The following is a 13,275-nucleotide window of genomic DNA, read 5'->3' on the forward strand; positions in this document are numbered from 1 at the left end:
GCCCGGCCCCTGCCGGTCTCCCGTTGGCCGCTCGGGCTACACGATGCGGTTCAACTCGAACACCATGTCGATGGTGTGCCCATTCCAGTTGTATTCCAGATACGCCGCGTGATGGCATGCGCGCAGCAGCGTCGTGCTGAGGGCGGCGAGACATTCGCCGTCCTCGTCGCGCACCGACGGATACGCAATGCCTGGCGCACGCGCCTCGCGGGCGGCGCGGCCCAGCGTCTGGCCGGCCGTGTAGTCGTCGGGCGAGAGCACGCCCGGATCGAGCGCGGGGTCGTCGCGCAGATCGATTACCTCGCCATGCGCGATCACCGTATAGAGTCGCATTTGCTGGCGGATGGGCGGCTCGTTCGTGGCCGCGAGAAAAAACCCCGAGTGATAGCGCGTTTCCGCCACGGCGGTGGCGCGCGAGCGCGCGCAGTAGAACACGCCGTAGGTGCCGTCGGAAAAACGGCTGCCCTGCGGATTCAGATGCGTGAAGGCCGCCATGATCGGCCCGTAGCCGGGGCCGAAGCGGCGCTCCTCGCGCGGCACGAGGTCGAGGTCGCCGGTTTCGGTGCGCAGCCGGTCGTTGGTGAGCGCTTCGAGCGCATAGAGCGCCTCGAAGTCGTCCGCGGAAGCCACGCGGTCGAACAGGTTCACGGCGGGAAACCGGGTGGGAATCACCCTGAACGCGGGTGACCAGGTGAGCTGCGCGCTGCGCCAGCGGTCTTGCCAGTTCGTTTGCGTCACGCCCAGCCGCCTCGCATTGCGTCGAGATACTGGCGCACCGCTACGAGGTCGCTGACGTTGCCGGCCAGCATGCGGTCGAGCGCGCGCCGTCCGCCAAAGGGCGGCGCGCTGTTGGGACGCTTGATCCAGGTGTCGGCGGAGGTGGGTTGGGGGAGGAGAATCTGCAGCGCCTTGTAGATGCCGAGCAGCAGCGAAAGGCGCTCGAGTGTGTCGCGGCCCAGCCGGGCGGTTTGCGGGGACTGCTTCCACTTGAAGAACGTGGATCGGCCCGGCGAGCCGAGCAGAATAATCTGCTCTTCGGCGCTCAGGTCCCAGTCGCGCGCAATGTTGAAGAACGCCCTGAGCCCCGCCGCCGACATTTCGGTGAGCGAGGGTTCGGCGCGGGGGCGTCGCGACGGCGTGACGGAAGCAGTGGCGGGTGGCATGGTGGTCGAGTCCTGAATTGAACTTTTAGTAGATATTAGTCCATATATGGATTATTGCAAGTTTTGACTCGGTATAATCCTCGCCGGACATTGGGACGGCATTTGGGGAGAGACGAGGTGCGGGCAGGCGTATTGATGGTCGCGGCGATGGTAGTTGCCGCGCCAGTGTGGGCATGGGGGCAGGGGAAGACGGCAGGGGCGCATGCAGGACACGGAGCGGCTGCTGGGCAACAGTCGCATGGCGGGCAGGCGTCCAAAGCGCGGGGCGGGCACGGCGGTGCCGCGCCGCACGCGGCCGGACGTCATACGCATACGACGGGTTCCTCCACCCATACGAGCGCCCCGCACCATGTTGCGAAGGCCGACAAGCCGCCGCACGCGAAGGGCCACGCCGCGGCCCAACGGCACACGCCCGGCGAGGCCCACGCGGCAGCACGTGCGCATCATCCGACTGCTGGCGCGGCGCCTGCGCCCAAAACCGTCACGCAAAAGCGCCCCACGCCGAAGCCGGCCGCCGTGCGGCCCGCGCCACGCCACAAGCTCGTGGTGGATGCGCCGCCGCCGCACATCCAGCGTGCGATTCCCGTGCCGCATGCGCTGCCGCCCATCCTGAGCTGAGCGCCAGCTAGCCTGTGCCGAGGCCCGAGGCGAGCAATTGCAGTGTTGCCGCGGATCGCGGCTCGCGCACCCGCGAGTGGAGCAGGACCTGCGAAACCGGCAGCGCGGGCAAACCGAGCCGTGCGCCGACGTCGATCAACTCGCGCGGCGCGACCCGGCGCGCCAGCGGCGAGACCGCGAGCCCGGCGGCCAGCGCCGCGCCCACCGCGGCGACCCCGCCGCCCACGAACACTTCGGTCCACGCGACGCCCGCTGCGTCGAGCGCGCGAATCGCCGCGGCCCGCACCGCGCATGGCGCGGCGAGCAGCGCGAGCGGCAGCGCCGTGCCGGGCTGCCGCTGCCATTGCGGCGCGGCGAGCCAGACGAGCGGCTCCGCGAAGAGCCGGCGGCCATCGCCGCGTGGCACCTCCTCTTCGTCCTGACGCACGACGACGGCATCGAGCCGCCGCTCGTCGAACTGCGCGAGCAGGTGCGCCGAGTGCCCCAGATGCAGCTCGATCACGAGCCCCGGATCGTGGACGCTAAGCTGGGCGAGCTGGCGGGCCAGGTTGGCGTCCGCGACATGCTCGCTCAGGCCGAGCGCGAGCCGCCGCTCGTCGCCCGAAAGCGCCCCGAGCGCGCGCTCATGTGCGCCCAGCAGGTCGCGCGCAGCGGCGAGGAACGTGAGGCCATCGGCCGAAAGCCGCACGACGCGCGGCGTGCGTTCGAGCAATTGCCTGCCCAGATGCGCCTCGAGACGCTTGAGCTTGAGGCTCACGGCCGACTGCGTGGTGTCGAGGGCGTCGGCGGCGCGCGTGAAGCTGCGCAGCTCGGCGACGAGCACGAAGGCGCGCACGGCGTCGAGATCCAGTGGTTTCATTTCAAATGAAAATTGATGAAATATCTATCTATGCCTGTTTATTATGATAGACCGCGCCTAAGCTGATGTCATCTCAAACCCACCGAAGCAGGAGATCGACATGCCGTTCACTCGTATCGCAGTTCGCGCAGGCAAGCCCGCCACGTATCGCAAGGCGCTCACGCAGGGCATTCATCAAGCGCTGATGGAGGTGTTCAAGGCGCCCGAAGACGACATCTTCATGATCATCACCGAGCACGATGCCGATAACTTCGTGTTCGGCCGGCACTACCTCGGGATCGAGCGCAGCGACGATCTGGTCATGATCCAGATCGCCGTGAGCAACACGCGCGGGCAGGATCAGAAGAAGGCGCTGTTCGCGCAGATTGCCGAAAACCTCGCGCGCGATCCGGGGGTGCGGCGCGAGGACGTCTTCGTGAATCTCGTGGATGTTGCGCGGGAGAACTGGTCGTTCGGGAACGGGGTGGCGCAGTACGCGACTTGAGCGCGGAGCTTGACGCCTGATGCGGCCGTCAGCATGCCTCGCGATTGCTCTCGCCAGGCGGCCGCATCACCATTTCTTCTCGTCGAGCAGCCGGTCGAAAAGCCGTTCCCGCAGCGCGTCGGGCACGGCCGAAAGCCCGAGCAGCGTGCTGAATGCGATGCCGCTCGCGGCGAAGTAGCGTAGCAGCGAGAGTTCGAGGTCGCGGGCCTCGGCCTGCAGTTGTTCCATCTTGGCCGCGTCCTGGGCCTTCAGGTCTTCGAGCAGCGCCGGGCTTTCGACCAGGGCCGCGAGCACGGCGCGCGCGACGGAGTCCGGCTGGTTGATCGACTCCCTGAAAATCGCGATCTGCGCCGAAAGGACCGGTTCCGCCCGGGCCTGGCCGCCCGCCGCCAGGTGATCTTGCGCGATCTGCTCGAATTGTTCCCGCTGACGATCCAGCAGCGCGCGCAGCACGCCCAGTTTGTTACGGAACTGGTGTAGCAACCCGCCTTTGCTGATACCGCTTTCGCGCGCGAGCGCATCGAATGTCAGGCCGCCGACCCCGTCGCGGGTCAGGATCGCAAGCGCCGCGTCAATCGCCTTTCTGCGGGAAATCTCGGAACGTGTCTGGTTATCCATGGGCGTGATTGTACCCCTGCATCGCATTGCAAACAAACCGGATAGACGGTTTACATCCTCCGAGACCGATGCTACGCTTCGTCTCGTCGTGAACTCGGCCGGATGCCAGGCGGTATCCGGCAACTTTTAAAAGGATGCCTTCGTGCTCAACAACCGTCTTCTTCTCACGTCTTCGGCTTGCGTAGTACTCCTGATGTTGTCGGCGTGTGCGGGCGTGCAGCCCGTTGCCTATAGCAGCCTCGCCTCGTCTTCGCAGCTCAAGGAGAACCGGGATCACGACGCCGCGCAGACGCCGTTCCGTTATGCGGCGCCGGTGCTCTGGTCGCGCTATTCGCAGGTCATCGTCGATCCGGTCGCGGTGTATCAAGGCGCCGACAATCAGTTCGGCGACCTGTCGGACTCGGACAAGGACGTGCTCGCCGCCTACATGCACAAGACGTTTGCCGACACGCTATCGAAGCGTTTCGATCTGGCGGCCCAGCCGTCGCCCGCGACGCTGCGCGTGAAGCTCACGTTGACCGGCGCGGAGAAAACGACGGCCGTGATCGGCCAGGCGATGCATTTCGACATCGCGGGCAATCTCTATAACGGCGTTCAGGCGATCCGGGGCGGCAAGGGGGCGTTCAGCGGCTCGGTGTCGTATGCCGTGGAGGTCTACGACAGTGCGTCAGGGCGTCTGCTTCGCGCCTATGTGACGAAGCAATACCCGAACGCGATGAATCTGCCCGCCGCGTTCGGCTCGCTGAGTGCGGCCGAAACCGGCATCGACAAGGGCGCCGATGCACTCGTCGAGCAGTTGCGCTAACGGCGAAGCCGCCTGCGGGCAAAGGGCGCCGCCGGTCCGAATTTCATCGACTTTCTCGCCAGAACCTCAACGCACCGTGAGTCTCTCCAGCTTGTTTGCATGCGCGTTCGGCCGTGCGCTCGCCTTTGCATCCCGATTTGCGAGGCGCGTATGGCATGTCGTCGTGGGGAGGTTGTGAGTGACCGGCGGTGGTGGCACGCCGCAGTCTGGGCCGCGTGGGTTCTGGCGAACCTGGCTGGCGGCCTGCTGCTTGCTCAAGCGCTGTCGCAACGCAGCACGCACGTCACCGTGAGCTTCGTGTCCGGCGCCGGGCTCGTCGCCGGGAAAACGCCGGTGCGATATCGCGGCGTGGTCGTTGGCCGGCTCGAGCATCTGCGTTTGTCCGCGGATGGACAGCGCGTCGATGCCGAACTGAGGCTCGATGCCGCCGGACCGCACATCGCCACGTGCGGCACGAAATTCTGGGTCGTGCGTCCGCGCATCGACGTGAAGAACATATCCGGGCTCCTGACCGCCGTATCGGGAACGTGGATCGACGTCGATATCGACGCCCATTCGCTCAGGGCGTGCTACACGTTCACCGGTTTCGACACGCCGCCGGCCATCACCAGCGACCAGGAGGGCGCGCGTTTCGTGATTCGCGCCCCAACGCTCGGCTCGCTGAATGCCGGCTCGCCCGTTTATTTTCGCGGTGTGCAGGTCGGGGAGGTGCTCGGCTATTCGCTGGTGCCCAGCGGCGACAACGTCCGTATCGGCGTTTTCGTCAGGAGACCGTTCGATTGTCTGGTCACGTCCGATACGCGCTGGTGGCAATCGAGCGGCGTCGAACTCAAGCTCGATTCCGGCGGTATGCGGCTGGAGACGCCGCCGGCCGCGGCGCTGCTCGCTGGCGGCCTGGCATTCGATACGCCGCGTGGGAGCGTGCGCGCCGTGTCCGCCACGAGCGTGGAGGATTTCCGCCTCGCGGAAAGCCGCACGGACGCGATGCGCGCCAACGAAGGTCCGCCTGCCGTGGTGCGCATGCGTTTCGCGCAGTCGGTGCGAGGGCTGTCCGTCGGGGTGCCAGTCGAATTCCGCGGGGTCGGGTTGGGCACGGTCACGGCAGTCGCGATCGACCTCCAACCCGAAAGCGGACGTTTCGACATGCTGGTCACGCTGAGCCTGTATCCCTCGCGGCTCGGCCGCAACTACCGCGACGCGCTCGGCGACGGCACGGGAGCGGCGGGCAAGAGCCTCTTGCGACAGCTCGTCGCTCAGGGACTGCGCGGACAGCTGCGCACCGGAAGTCTTTTGACGGGGCAGAAGTACGTCGCACTCGACATCTTCCCGCACGCACCCGCGGCGCGCGTGGACACGGAGCGCTCGCCGGTCGAACTGCCGACGGTGCCCAACTCGCTCGAGGAACTCCAGGATCAGGTGTCGAATATCGTGCGCCGGCTCGACCGTATGCCGCTTCAGGAGATCGGGCGCAACCTGGACGCCTCGTTGCAGCAGTCGAATGTCCTGTTTGCACGGCTAGATACGGAGCTCGTGCCGGCTGCGCGTTCGACGCTCGAATCGGCGCAACAGGCGTTTCGTTCCGCGCAGGCGACGCTCGACGAGAGTTCGCCGTTGCAGCGCGATACGCGTCAGGCGCTGGCCGGGTTGCGGCGTACGCTGGCCAGCCTGAACGCCCTGGCCGATTATCTCGAACGCCACCCCGAGGCATTGATCTGGGGGAAGCGCGCAGACCCGTGAATCGGCAAGCCGACTACAGCGCCCGACTCACCAGCAACGGATCGACTACCCCAATCGCCTCCGCATCCCGGCTCGCATAAGGCAACTTGTGCAGCACGAATCGCATGGCATTGAGCCGCGCGCGCTTCTTGCAATCGGAGCGGACGACCGTCCACGGCGCATCGGCAGTGTCCGTTTGCGAGAACATCGCCTCTTTCGCCTGCGTATACGCCTCCCATTTGTCGAGCGAAGCGAGATCGACGGGACTCAGCTTCCATTGCTTGAGCGGATGCACCTTGCGCTCCTTGAAGCGCCGCCGCTGCTCGCCACGGCTGACCGAAAACCAGAACTTGATCAGGTGGATGCCGCTGCGAATCAACTGCCGTTCGAACGCCGGCACCTGCTGCATGAAATCGGCATATTCCTCAGGCGAGCAGAAGCCCATGACATGCTCGACGCCTGCGCGGTTGTACCAGGACCGATCGAACAGCACGATCTCCCCCGCCGAAGGCAGATGCTGCACGTAGCGCTGGAAATACCACTGGCCGTGCTCGACTTCGGTGGGCTTTTCGAGCGCGACGACGCGCGCGCCGCGCGGGTTCATATGCTCCATGAAGCGCTTGATCGTGCCGCCCTTGCCGGCCGCGTCGCGGCCCTCGAACAGGATCACCACGCGCTGACCGGTTTCGCGCACCCACGCCTGGAGCTTGAGCAGTTCGACCTGCAGCCGATACTTCTGCCGCTCGTAGGCGCGGCGCGACATCAGATTGCGATACGGATAGCTGCCTTCGCGCCAGCCGGAGGCGAGTTCCTCGTCGGGGTGGCGCGTGCGCGAGGGGCGCCAGTCGGCAGGGTTGCCTTCGAGGATCAGGCTGCGCAACTGGGCGGCTTCGTCGGGCGACATGCCTTGCATCAATGCCGCGATCGACTCGAGCAGCATGGCGGGCGGATTGTGCCCGGCGCGAGTGCGCGCGACGAGATCGTGGACAGCGCCCGCGATGGCCTCGCTCGCGGATTCGACGGCACTGTCGACCGTGCGCAACTCGGCGCTGTGGGGCGTGACGAGCGGTAGTCGCGCGGCGGGGCCGGCGGTGTCGGAAGCAGGGCAGGGAATGGATTTGGGCATGGTGTCGGCGGATGCGGGGAGGGGAGCGCGTGCGGAGTGACTCGCATTCAAGGCGGATGCCCCGAAGTGCGAGCGGCAATGGCGCGCAGGGAAGTCGTCGCGGCTTGACTGGCAGGGCGGCGCCGGGGCAAAAGCCGGCGCGCCGACGGCCAGCGCCAGCCCGCTAACCCAGCTAACGGCCAGCGCCGGACGCCGCCTGATTTCAGGCGTTTGCCGCCTTTTTGAGGATGAGGTAGAGCGAGTCCTTGAGTTGAAGCTTTTCCTTTTTCAGCTGCTCGACTTCCATGCCGTGCGAAGCCACGACACCAGCCTCCATGTTCTTGATCTGCTGGTCGAGTTCGTTGTGACGATGAAAAATCCGGGCGAAATGGTCGTCCTGGATCTTGAGGCGCGAAATCAAATCTCTGTACTCAGGGAACACTCAACACTCCTTACAGACAGGCAAAATGGGAGAAATTGGCACGTGATTATTTTTCCACCCTCCAGTCGTGGCAGTCTTGACCATCATCAGACTCCGGTTGCCGGAAGGGTCAGGGACGTTACCTGGGGCATCGAGGCGCGCGCGCGTGTACCATCGATCGCGTCGTCGCAGTTCCTGGCTCTCCATCCGCTTGCACTGTTCCAAGCCGTCGCCCGACAGAACCCTGGAGCGTTCATGGATCGCGTTCTGGAAATCGTGCTGGATGTCGTGATCCCGGCAGCGCCGGATAGAAAAAGCGCAAAAAAAGTCGCCGCCGCCACGGGAGCGGCGTCCAGGGCGCACGCCGGCCCGAAACCATCGGAGCGGGCCGCCAGCCTGGGCGCGGCTTTGCCGACGCTCGTGGCGCTGCACGATGCGCACGAGCGCGTGACGACGGTCGCCTTCGACCGCGGCGGCGTCCTTGGGGGACTCGGCTGGCGCGTGGCGGTTGAATCGCGCGGCGACACGCAGCGCGTCGTCGTGTCGAGCCGGCGCGTTCATACGCCGGGGGTCACCGTGGTCGCACCGATCTTCGAGGCGGCGCTCGATGCGAACGGCATCGCGCATGCGCTCTTCGACGCCGCGCCCGAGCCGTTTCGCGAGGCGCTGGGCAGCGCGGACGATCTCGCGGCGTCGGCCACGCTCGTGACGACGCGCAGCCGCTGGCAGTGGCCGCGTGACGGCATCGAGGTGCTGCTCACATTCGACGAAGATTTGCACGAGCCGTCGGCAGCGCAGCAAGAACCGCCGGCTCAGGACACTCACGGCGCGGATGCTGCGCACTCGCCCGACTCGCACGAGTTGCACGAGTTGCGCGTGAGCGCGCCCTGGCCCGAAGGCGAGGACGAGCGGCCCATCGTCGATGCGCTGTTTGCCTGTGCTGGCGACCTGATCGGGGCGCTGCCCGCATTCGTGCGGCTGACCGACGCGCTCGAGCGCGCCAGCGCCGACAGCGTGACCGGCGACGCCGAAGCCATCAAGGCCGAAGCCGTGGATCTGGCCGGCGCGGCCACCGCCGAGGCCGCGCTCGTGGCGATCGGGCGCAACATCAGCGCGCAGTGGTTCGGCAACGACGCGGGGGTGCGCGACAGCACGAACGGCGAGTTCATCCATCAGATGCGCGTGTCGCAGCGGCGGCTGCGCACCGCCATGCGCATCTTCTCGCGCTGGTGCGACGAGACCTGGGAAACGCGCATCGAGCCGGAGCTCAAATGGCTCGGCGGTCTGCTCGGCGATGCGCGCGACCGCGATGTCTTCGTCGAATCGACGCTGCCGGCGCTCGCCACCGCCGACGTCGAGCCGGGCCGCTGGGACGCGATTCGCGACGCGGCAAACGCGCAACGGCTCGCCGCGCGCGCGCGGCTGCGCGAGGCGCTGGCTTCGCAGCGCTACGCGCTCGCGGCGCTGGCGTGGCTCCAGTGGCTCGACCTCCTCGCGCGGCGCGCGCACGACGCCGGCAGCGCCGGGTTTTCGCTGCACCGCCACGCGAAGAAGCGCGTGCGGCGCTACTACGAGCGGCTCGCGAGCACGCAAAAGCTCACGGCCATCGACGAGGCGAGCCGTCATCGGGCGCGCATCAATGCGAAGTATTTGCGCTACACGATCGAATTCTTCGCGACGCTCACGTCGCGCCGCACGCGCATGGAGGTGGCGCGCTCGCTCGCGCGGCTGCAGAGCGTGCTCGGCGACGGCAACGACGCCGCGGTGGCCCTGCGCTACCTCGAGCGCATGGATGCCGAGCCGTATCAGCTCGGCTTCGCGCGCGGCTGGTGCGAGGCCGTCAAGCGCTATACCGCGAAGGAGGGCGAACGCCTGTTGCGCGAACTGGGCGAGCCGAAGGTGGCGCGCGGCGCCTGAGGCGCGTCTCTATAATCGTTGGCGCGGCTTAGCGGTTTGGCGAGCCGCGCCGAACCGTCGCTCGTTTCATTTTGTTTGGCTTGTTTTGCGCATGATGAATCCCACTGACCTGAACTCCCCATCCACCGGAGCCGGCCAAGCCGACACCGGTTCCACTGACACATCAACACCCGCGGAAGCGCCGGAACTGGGTCTGGGCGGCTCGGTCTGGTTTCAGTCCGGCCAGCAGATGCTGGGTGGCGCGGCGCGCATTGCGCTGCTGGAAGCCATCCATGCAACCGGTTCGATCACGGGCGCCGCGAAAGCGGTCGGCATGAGCTACAAGGGCGCCTGGGACGCCGTCGACGTCATGAACAATCTCGCGGGCGAGGCGCTCGTGGTGCGCGCGACGGGCGGCAAGGGCGGCGGCGGGACGACGCTCACGCCGCGGGCGCTGCGGCTCGTCGGGACGTTTCGCGCCATCGAGCACGAGCACCAGCGCTTCATCGAGCGTGCGGCGCACGCGCTCGGGGCCGTTTCGGGCGAAGGCGGCGACGTGCACGCTGGCGGGTTCGCGCGCGACCTCGCCGTGCTCGGCCGCTTCGCCATGCGCACGAGCGCGCGCAATCAGCTCTTCGGCACCGTCTCGGGGATCGTGCGTGGCGCCGTGAACGACGAGGTGTCGATCGCGCTGCCCGGCGGCGAAGGCATTGTGGCCACGATCACGCACGAGAGCGCCGAAGCGCTCGGGCTTGCCGCGGGCGCGCCCGTGGTGGCGCTCGTGAAGGCGACGTCGGTCGTGCTGGTCGCGAGCGCGGAAGACGCCGAGCGGCTTTCGGCGCGCAACCGGCTCAGCGGGACGATCGAGGTCGTGCGGCGCGGCGCCGTGAACGCCGAGGTGACGCTCGCCCTGCCGGGCGGCGCCGTGATCGCCGCGATCGTGACCGAAGCGAGCGTGGACGCGCTGGGATTCGCCGCAGGACAAGCGGCGACGGCCGTGTTCAAGGCTTCGAGCGTGCTGCTAGGGGTGGCCGGTTGAGCGGCGAACGACACCGGCGGCCGCCAGTCAGGCGGATGGTTCAGGCGTGGCGCTGGGCGGGGGGCGTGAGGCCGTTGCGGGTTTGCGAGACGGGCGCGACCGGCGCGCGGTTGGGGCGGTTGGCCTTCCATTTGGCACGCACGTAGGGCCGGTCGTGACCCGAAACCGTGAGCGCGATGTGCGTGACCCAGCGATGCGTGGGCACATGCACGTTGTGCAATGCGATAGTCAGCGCCGCGAGGCTCAGCGCGACGGCCGCCGCTGAAATTCGCCGGGCTTGTGCCTGCCACCAGTAGCGCGCGAACACGAGCGCGGTGAGCGCCCCGACCACGCAGCCCGTGACAGCCTCGGAAGGCGAGTGAGCGTCGAGCACTACGCGCGAGAGCGCGACTGCGAGTCCCACCGCGAGGCCTATGGTCACGCCTGTGGCACGCACGAAGGACGGCGCGCCTTGCAGCATCAGGAAAAACGCAACGGGATAGACGGCCGTGGACAACATGGCGTGGCCGCTGATCCCCGTGAAATCCAGTTCTCTTACCCCCACACCCCAGCCGAGAAACGCGATCTTGGTAAGCGTCACCAGGCCGATCGCCAGGCCGAGCACCAGCACCCAGCTCGCCGCCATGCGCCACGAATAGCCGACCATCAGCCACAGCGCGATTGCCAACGCGAGCGGCAGGGTGAGCCCTGCGCCGCCGAGGTTGGTAATCGAGTACCAAAGGTGAATGGGCAAATCTGGCATGAGTCCGCGCTGCCGGCTGTCAGAAGAAGGATCCTGGGGTTGCAGGTGCTTAACCGCTACTTCATAGCGACTTAACGCGCGAGCCGCCTGGCTGGCCGACACGCGCGTGAGACACGCATCCAGTATAGCTGCCCCGCATAGACGAAGGCGTGCCTCGACGAACGCACGCCCGGACAGAATCCAGCCTGTCCGATCTGCAGCGTCATCCAAATGGTGTTATTGTGCGTTGCACAACGACGGATCGCGGCAAAACGCCACGATGTGTCAGACCCTTTTACGAGGCCATAGATGACGAAAAATCTGACGAAGCTATGGGCTGGTGGCATGCGACGTCTGCTCGCCATCCAGACCCGGGCGGCCCGCGACGCCCTGAAAGGCGCGGGGAGCGATGCACCCAGGCCGCAGGCAATCTGGCGCGCCGCTCAGGCCGCAGCCGAGCAGGCGGCCAAACACGTCACGCCGACGCAGGCGCGCAGCGGCGCGCCGGTGCGCGAGTCGCGCGTGGGTCCGCGCGCGGCCGCCTGGGCCGCGGGCGAATGGCGCCGCGCGGAGCACCTTGTACCGGCGAACGACCAGCATGCCGGGCGCTCGCTGCCTTACGGGCTTTATCTGCCGCCGGGGCGCAAGACGAAGGGCATGCCCGTCGTCGTGATGCTGCACGGCTGCAAGCAGTCGATGGATTCCTTCGCCGAAGGCACCCGCATGAATCTGCTCGCCGACCGCCATGGTTTCGCGGTGGTGTATCCCGAGCAGTCGGAACGCGCGCACCCGCACCAGTGCTGGCATTGGTACGACGCGCGCGACGCGGCGGGTGGCGGCGAAGCGGCGTCCGTCGTTTCGCTGGTCGATGCGCTCGTCGAGGAGCACGGCTTCGACCGCTCGCGCATCTATCTGGCGGGTTTGTCGGCGGGCGCGGGGCTCGCGATGCTGCTCGCGGTGCGCTCGCCCAGCCGTTTCGCCGCCATTGCACTGCATTCCGGCCCCGCTTTCGGTGAAGCACGCTCCGGCGTGACGGCGCTCGATGTGATGCGGCGCGGCGTGCACCACGAGCCGGTGGCGCTCGTCGATACCCAACTGGGCGCGCGCATCCATCCGGGCATGCCGGCGATCGTCGTGCAGGGCGAGGCGGACGCCGTCGTCGCGCCCGTCAACGCGGAACAGCTCGCGCTGCAACTGCTGCGCCTGAACGGACTTGCGGATACGCGCGGCGTGCGTCAGGGCGTCGTGTCGCGCGAGACCTTCAAGGACGGTTATCGCGAGCAGGATTACGAGCTCGACGGTGCGAGCGTCGTGCGGCTGTGCCGCGTGGCGGACCTCGACCACGCCTGGAGCGGCGGCGACGACACCGTGCCGTTCCATTCCTCGACGGGACCGGACGCGAGCACGCTGATCTGGGACTTTTTCGAGGCCCAGCGCCGCGAGGCCTTCGACGAGGCCTACGACGCCGAATTGACACAGGACGTTGGTTAAAAGCGACTACGGGTAACTTAGGGGTTTACCCTTAACAGGGTTTACCCTATAATGGCTTCATTCGATTCGCGGGCACGTGCCCGTCAAAGAAGGGCCAAATCATGTACCTGCTCAGCCGTCTTTTCCTGTTCCTCTCCGAAACCGCCGAAGCTCGCCGCCAGCAGCGCGAAGAAGCGTATCTCGCGCAGTCCGTCGACATCTACGATCTCGAGTTCCGCATGCGCAAGATGGATCGCGAGAAGGCCACGCGCCACCCGTCGTGGATGAACCACTACGGCTAAGCAGGAATGCTGCGCCCCGCTAGCGGGGCGAAATGAAAACGGCGCCAAAAGGCGCCGT

At 67.0% G+C, this 13,275-nt stretch carries 15 protein-coding genes; 8 read left to right on the top strand and 7 right to left on the bottom strand.

Features of this window, described 5'->3' with window-relative positions; all coding sequences use genetic code 11:
* Positions 1–36: 36 nt before the first annotated feature.
* Together AB4Y40_RS20400 and AB4Y40_RS20405 are read right to left on the bottom strand one after the other, a co-directional pair.
* Positions 37–738: an RES family NAD+ phosphorylase gene (locus AB4Y40_RS20400; protein ID WP_368689308.1), complete on the bottom strand. Its 702-nt coding sequence runs from the start codon at positions 736–738 to the stop codon at positions 37–39.
* Positions 735–1,097 carry an MbcA/ParS/Xre antitoxin family protein gene (locus AB4Y40_RS20405; protein ID WP_133183928.1) on the bottom strand — a complete coding sequence of 121 codons (363 nt, stop codon included), beginning with the start codon at positions 1,095–1,097 and terminating at the stop codon, positions 735–737. Before AB4Y40_RS20405 ends, AB4Y40_RS20400 begins: the two co-directional genes overlap by 4 nt.
* A gap of 183 nt (positions 1,098–1,280) precedes the next feature.
* Between AB4Y40_RS20405 and AB4Y40_RS20410 the strand changes: the two genes are divergently transcribed.
* Positions 1,281–1,781 (top strand): hypothetical protein, encoded by a 501-nt coding sequence (locus tag AB4Y40_RS20410; protein ID WP_368689309.1) that lies wholly within the window; start codon positions 1,281–1,283, stop codon positions 1,779–1,781.
* A gap of 7 nt (positions 1,782–1,788) precedes the next feature.
* Here the strand turns inward: AB4Y40_RS20410 and AB4Y40_RS20415 are convergent, their stop codons facing one another.
* Positions 1,789–2,640 carry a LysR family transcriptional regulator gene (locus tag AB4Y40_RS20415; RefSeq protein ID WP_368689310.1) on the bottom strand — a complete coding sequence of 284 codons (852 nt, stop codon included), beginning with the start codon at positions 2,638–2,640 and terminating at the stop codon, positions 1,789–1,791.
* 100 nt (positions 2,641–2,740) lie between these two features.
* Here AB4Y40_RS20415 and AB4Y40_RS20420 point away from each other — a divergent pair, with 100 nt between their 5' ends.
* On the top strand, positions 2,741–3,124 hold the full coding sequence (locus AB4Y40_RS20420) for a tautomerase family protein (protein ID WP_028202948.1): 384 nt from the start codon (positions 2,741–2,743) through the stop codon (positions 3,122–3,124).
* A gap of 66 nt (positions 3,125–3,190) precedes the next feature.
* On the opposite strand, the gene AB4Y40_RS20425 is transcribed toward AB4Y40_RS20420, so the two are convergent.
* Complete coding sequence (locus AB4Y40_RS20425; RefSeq protein ID WP_368605187.1) at positions 3,191–3,742, bottom strand: TetR/AcrR family transcriptional regulator; 552 nt, start codon at positions 3,740–3,742, stop codon at positions 3,191–3,193.
* Between the two features lie 193 nt (positions 3,743–3,935).
* On the opposite strand from AB4Y40_RS20425, the gene AB4Y40_RS20430 reads away from it, so the two are divergent.
* A complete protein-coding gene (locus AB4Y40_RS20430) occupies positions 3,936–4,547 on the top strand; it encodes a DUF3313 domain-containing protein (protein WP_368689345.1) in 612 nt (203 codons plus the stop codon).
* Between the two features lie 174 nt (positions 4,548–4,721).
* Positions 4,722–6,284 carry an intermembrane transport protein PqiB gene (locus AB4Y40_RS20435; protein WP_368689311.1) on the top strand — a complete coding sequence of 521 codons (1,563 nt, stop codon included), beginning with the start codon at positions 4,722–4,724 and terminating at the stop codon, positions 6,282–6,284.
* Between the two features lie 13 nt (positions 6,285–6,297).
* Here AB4Y40_RS20435 and ppk2 read toward each other — a convergent pair whose 3' ends face one another.
* On the bottom strand, positions 6,298–7,389 hold the full coding sequence (gene ppk2 / locus AB4Y40_RS20440) for a polyphosphate kinase 2 (RefSeq protein WP_368689312.1): 1,092 nt from the start codon (positions 7,387–7,389) through the stop codon (positions 6,298–6,300).
* A gap of 202 nt (positions 7,390–7,591) precedes the next feature.
* Complete coding sequence (locus AB4Y40_RS20445) at positions 7,592–7,810, bottom strand: YdcH family protein (protein WP_028202952.1); 219 nt, start codon at positions 7,808–7,810, stop codon at positions 7,592–7,594.
* Between the two features lie 234 nt (positions 7,811–8,044).
* Here AB4Y40_RS20445 and AB4Y40_RS20450 point away from each other — a divergent pair, with 234 nt between their 5' ends.
* Complete coding sequence (locus tag AB4Y40_RS20450) at positions 8,045–9,706, top strand: CHAD domain-containing protein (protein ID WP_368689313.1); 1,662 nt, start codon at positions 8,045–8,047, stop codon at positions 9,704–9,706.
* Between the two features lie 91 nt (positions 9,707–9,797).
* Positions 9,798–10,724: a TOBE domain-containing protein gene (locus AB4Y40_RS20455; RefSeq protein ID WP_368689314.1), complete on the top strand. Its 927-nt coding sequence runs from the start codon at positions 9,798–9,800 to the stop codon at positions 10,722–10,724.
* Positions 10,725–10,764: 40 nt separating this feature from the next.
* On the opposite strand, the gene AB4Y40_RS20460 is transcribed toward AB4Y40_RS20455, so the two are convergent.
* Positions 10,765–11,466, bottom strand: coding sequence for a phosphatase PAP2 family protein (locus AB4Y40_RS20460; RefSeq protein WP_368689315.1), 702 nt, complete (start codon positions 11,464–11,466; stop codon positions 10,765–10,767).
* Between the two features lie 288 nt (positions 11,467–11,754).
* Between AB4Y40_RS20460 and AB4Y40_RS20465 the strand changes: the two genes are divergently transcribed.
* A complete protein-coding gene (locus tag AB4Y40_RS20465; protein ID WP_368689316.1) occupies positions 11,755–12,936 on the top strand; it encodes a PHB depolymerase family esterase in 1,182 nt (393 codons plus the stop codon).
* Positions 12,937–13,037: 101 nt separating this feature from the next.
* Positions 13,038–13,217 carry a DUF3563 family protein gene (locus AB4Y40_RS20470; protein ID WP_042269847.1) on the top strand — a complete coding sequence of 60 codons (180 nt, stop codon included), beginning with the start codon at positions 13,038–13,040 and terminating at the stop codon, positions 13,215–13,217.
* The last annotated feature ends 58 nt before the right edge of the window (positions 13,218–13,275 follow it).

Source organism: Paraburkholderia sp. EG287B, from assembly GCF_040965595.1.
Classification (GTDB): domain Bacteria; phylum Pseudomonadota; class Gammaproteobacteria; order Burkholderiales; family Burkholderiaceae; genus Paraburkholderia.

What these genes read in the sequence shown, in the direction of transcription:
- AB4Y40_RS20405 (WP_133183928.1), bottom strand. Translation starts at nt 1,097, where the DNA reads ATGTCGGCGGCGGGGCTCAGGGCGTTCTTCAACATTGCGCGCGACTGG.
- AB4Y40_RS20415 (WP_368689310.1), bottom strand. Translation starts at nt 2,640, where the DNA reads ATGAAACCACTGGATCTCGACGCCGTGCGCGCCTTCGTGCTCGTCGCC.
- AB4Y40_RS20420 (WP_028202948.1), top strand. Translation starts at nt 2,741, where the DNA reads ATGCCGTTCACTCGTATCGCAGTTCGCGCAGGCAAGCCCGCCACGTAT.
- AB4Y40_RS20425 (WP_368605187.1), bottom strand. Translation starts at nt 3,742, where the DNA reads ATGGATAACCAGACACGTTCCGAGATTTCCCGCAGAAAGGCGATTGAC.
- AB4Y40_RS20430 (WP_368689345.1), top strand. Translation starts at nt 3,936, where the DNA reads ATGTTGTCGGCGTGTGCGGGCGTGCAGCCCGTTGCCTATAGCAGCCTC.
- ppk2 (WP_368689312.1), bottom strand. Translation starts at nt 7,389, where the DNA reads ATGCCCAAATCCATTCCCTGCCCTGCTTCCGACACCGCCGGCCCCGCC.
- AB4Y40_RS20450 (WP_368689313.1), top strand. Translation starts at nt 8,045, where the DNA reads ATGGATCGCGTTCTGGAAATCGTGCTGGATGTCGTGATCCCGGCAGCG.
- AB4Y40_RS20455 (WP_368689314.1), top strand. Translation starts at nt 9,798, where the DNA reads ATGATGAATCCCACTGACCTGAACTCCCCATCCACCGGAGCCGGCCAA.
- AB4Y40_RS20460 (WP_368689315.1), bottom strand. Translation starts at nt 11,466, where the DNA reads ATGCCAGATTTGCCCATTCACCTTTGGTACTCGATTACCAACCTCGGC.
- AB4Y40_RS20465 (WP_368689316.1), top strand. Translation starts at nt 11,755, where the DNA reads ATGACGAAAAATCTGACGAAGCTATGGGCTGGTGGCATGCGACGTCTG.
- AB4Y40_RS20470 (WP_042269847.1), top strand. Translation starts at nt 13,038, where the DNA reads ATGTACCTGCTCAGCCGTCTTTTCCTGTTCCTCTCCGAAACCGCCGAA.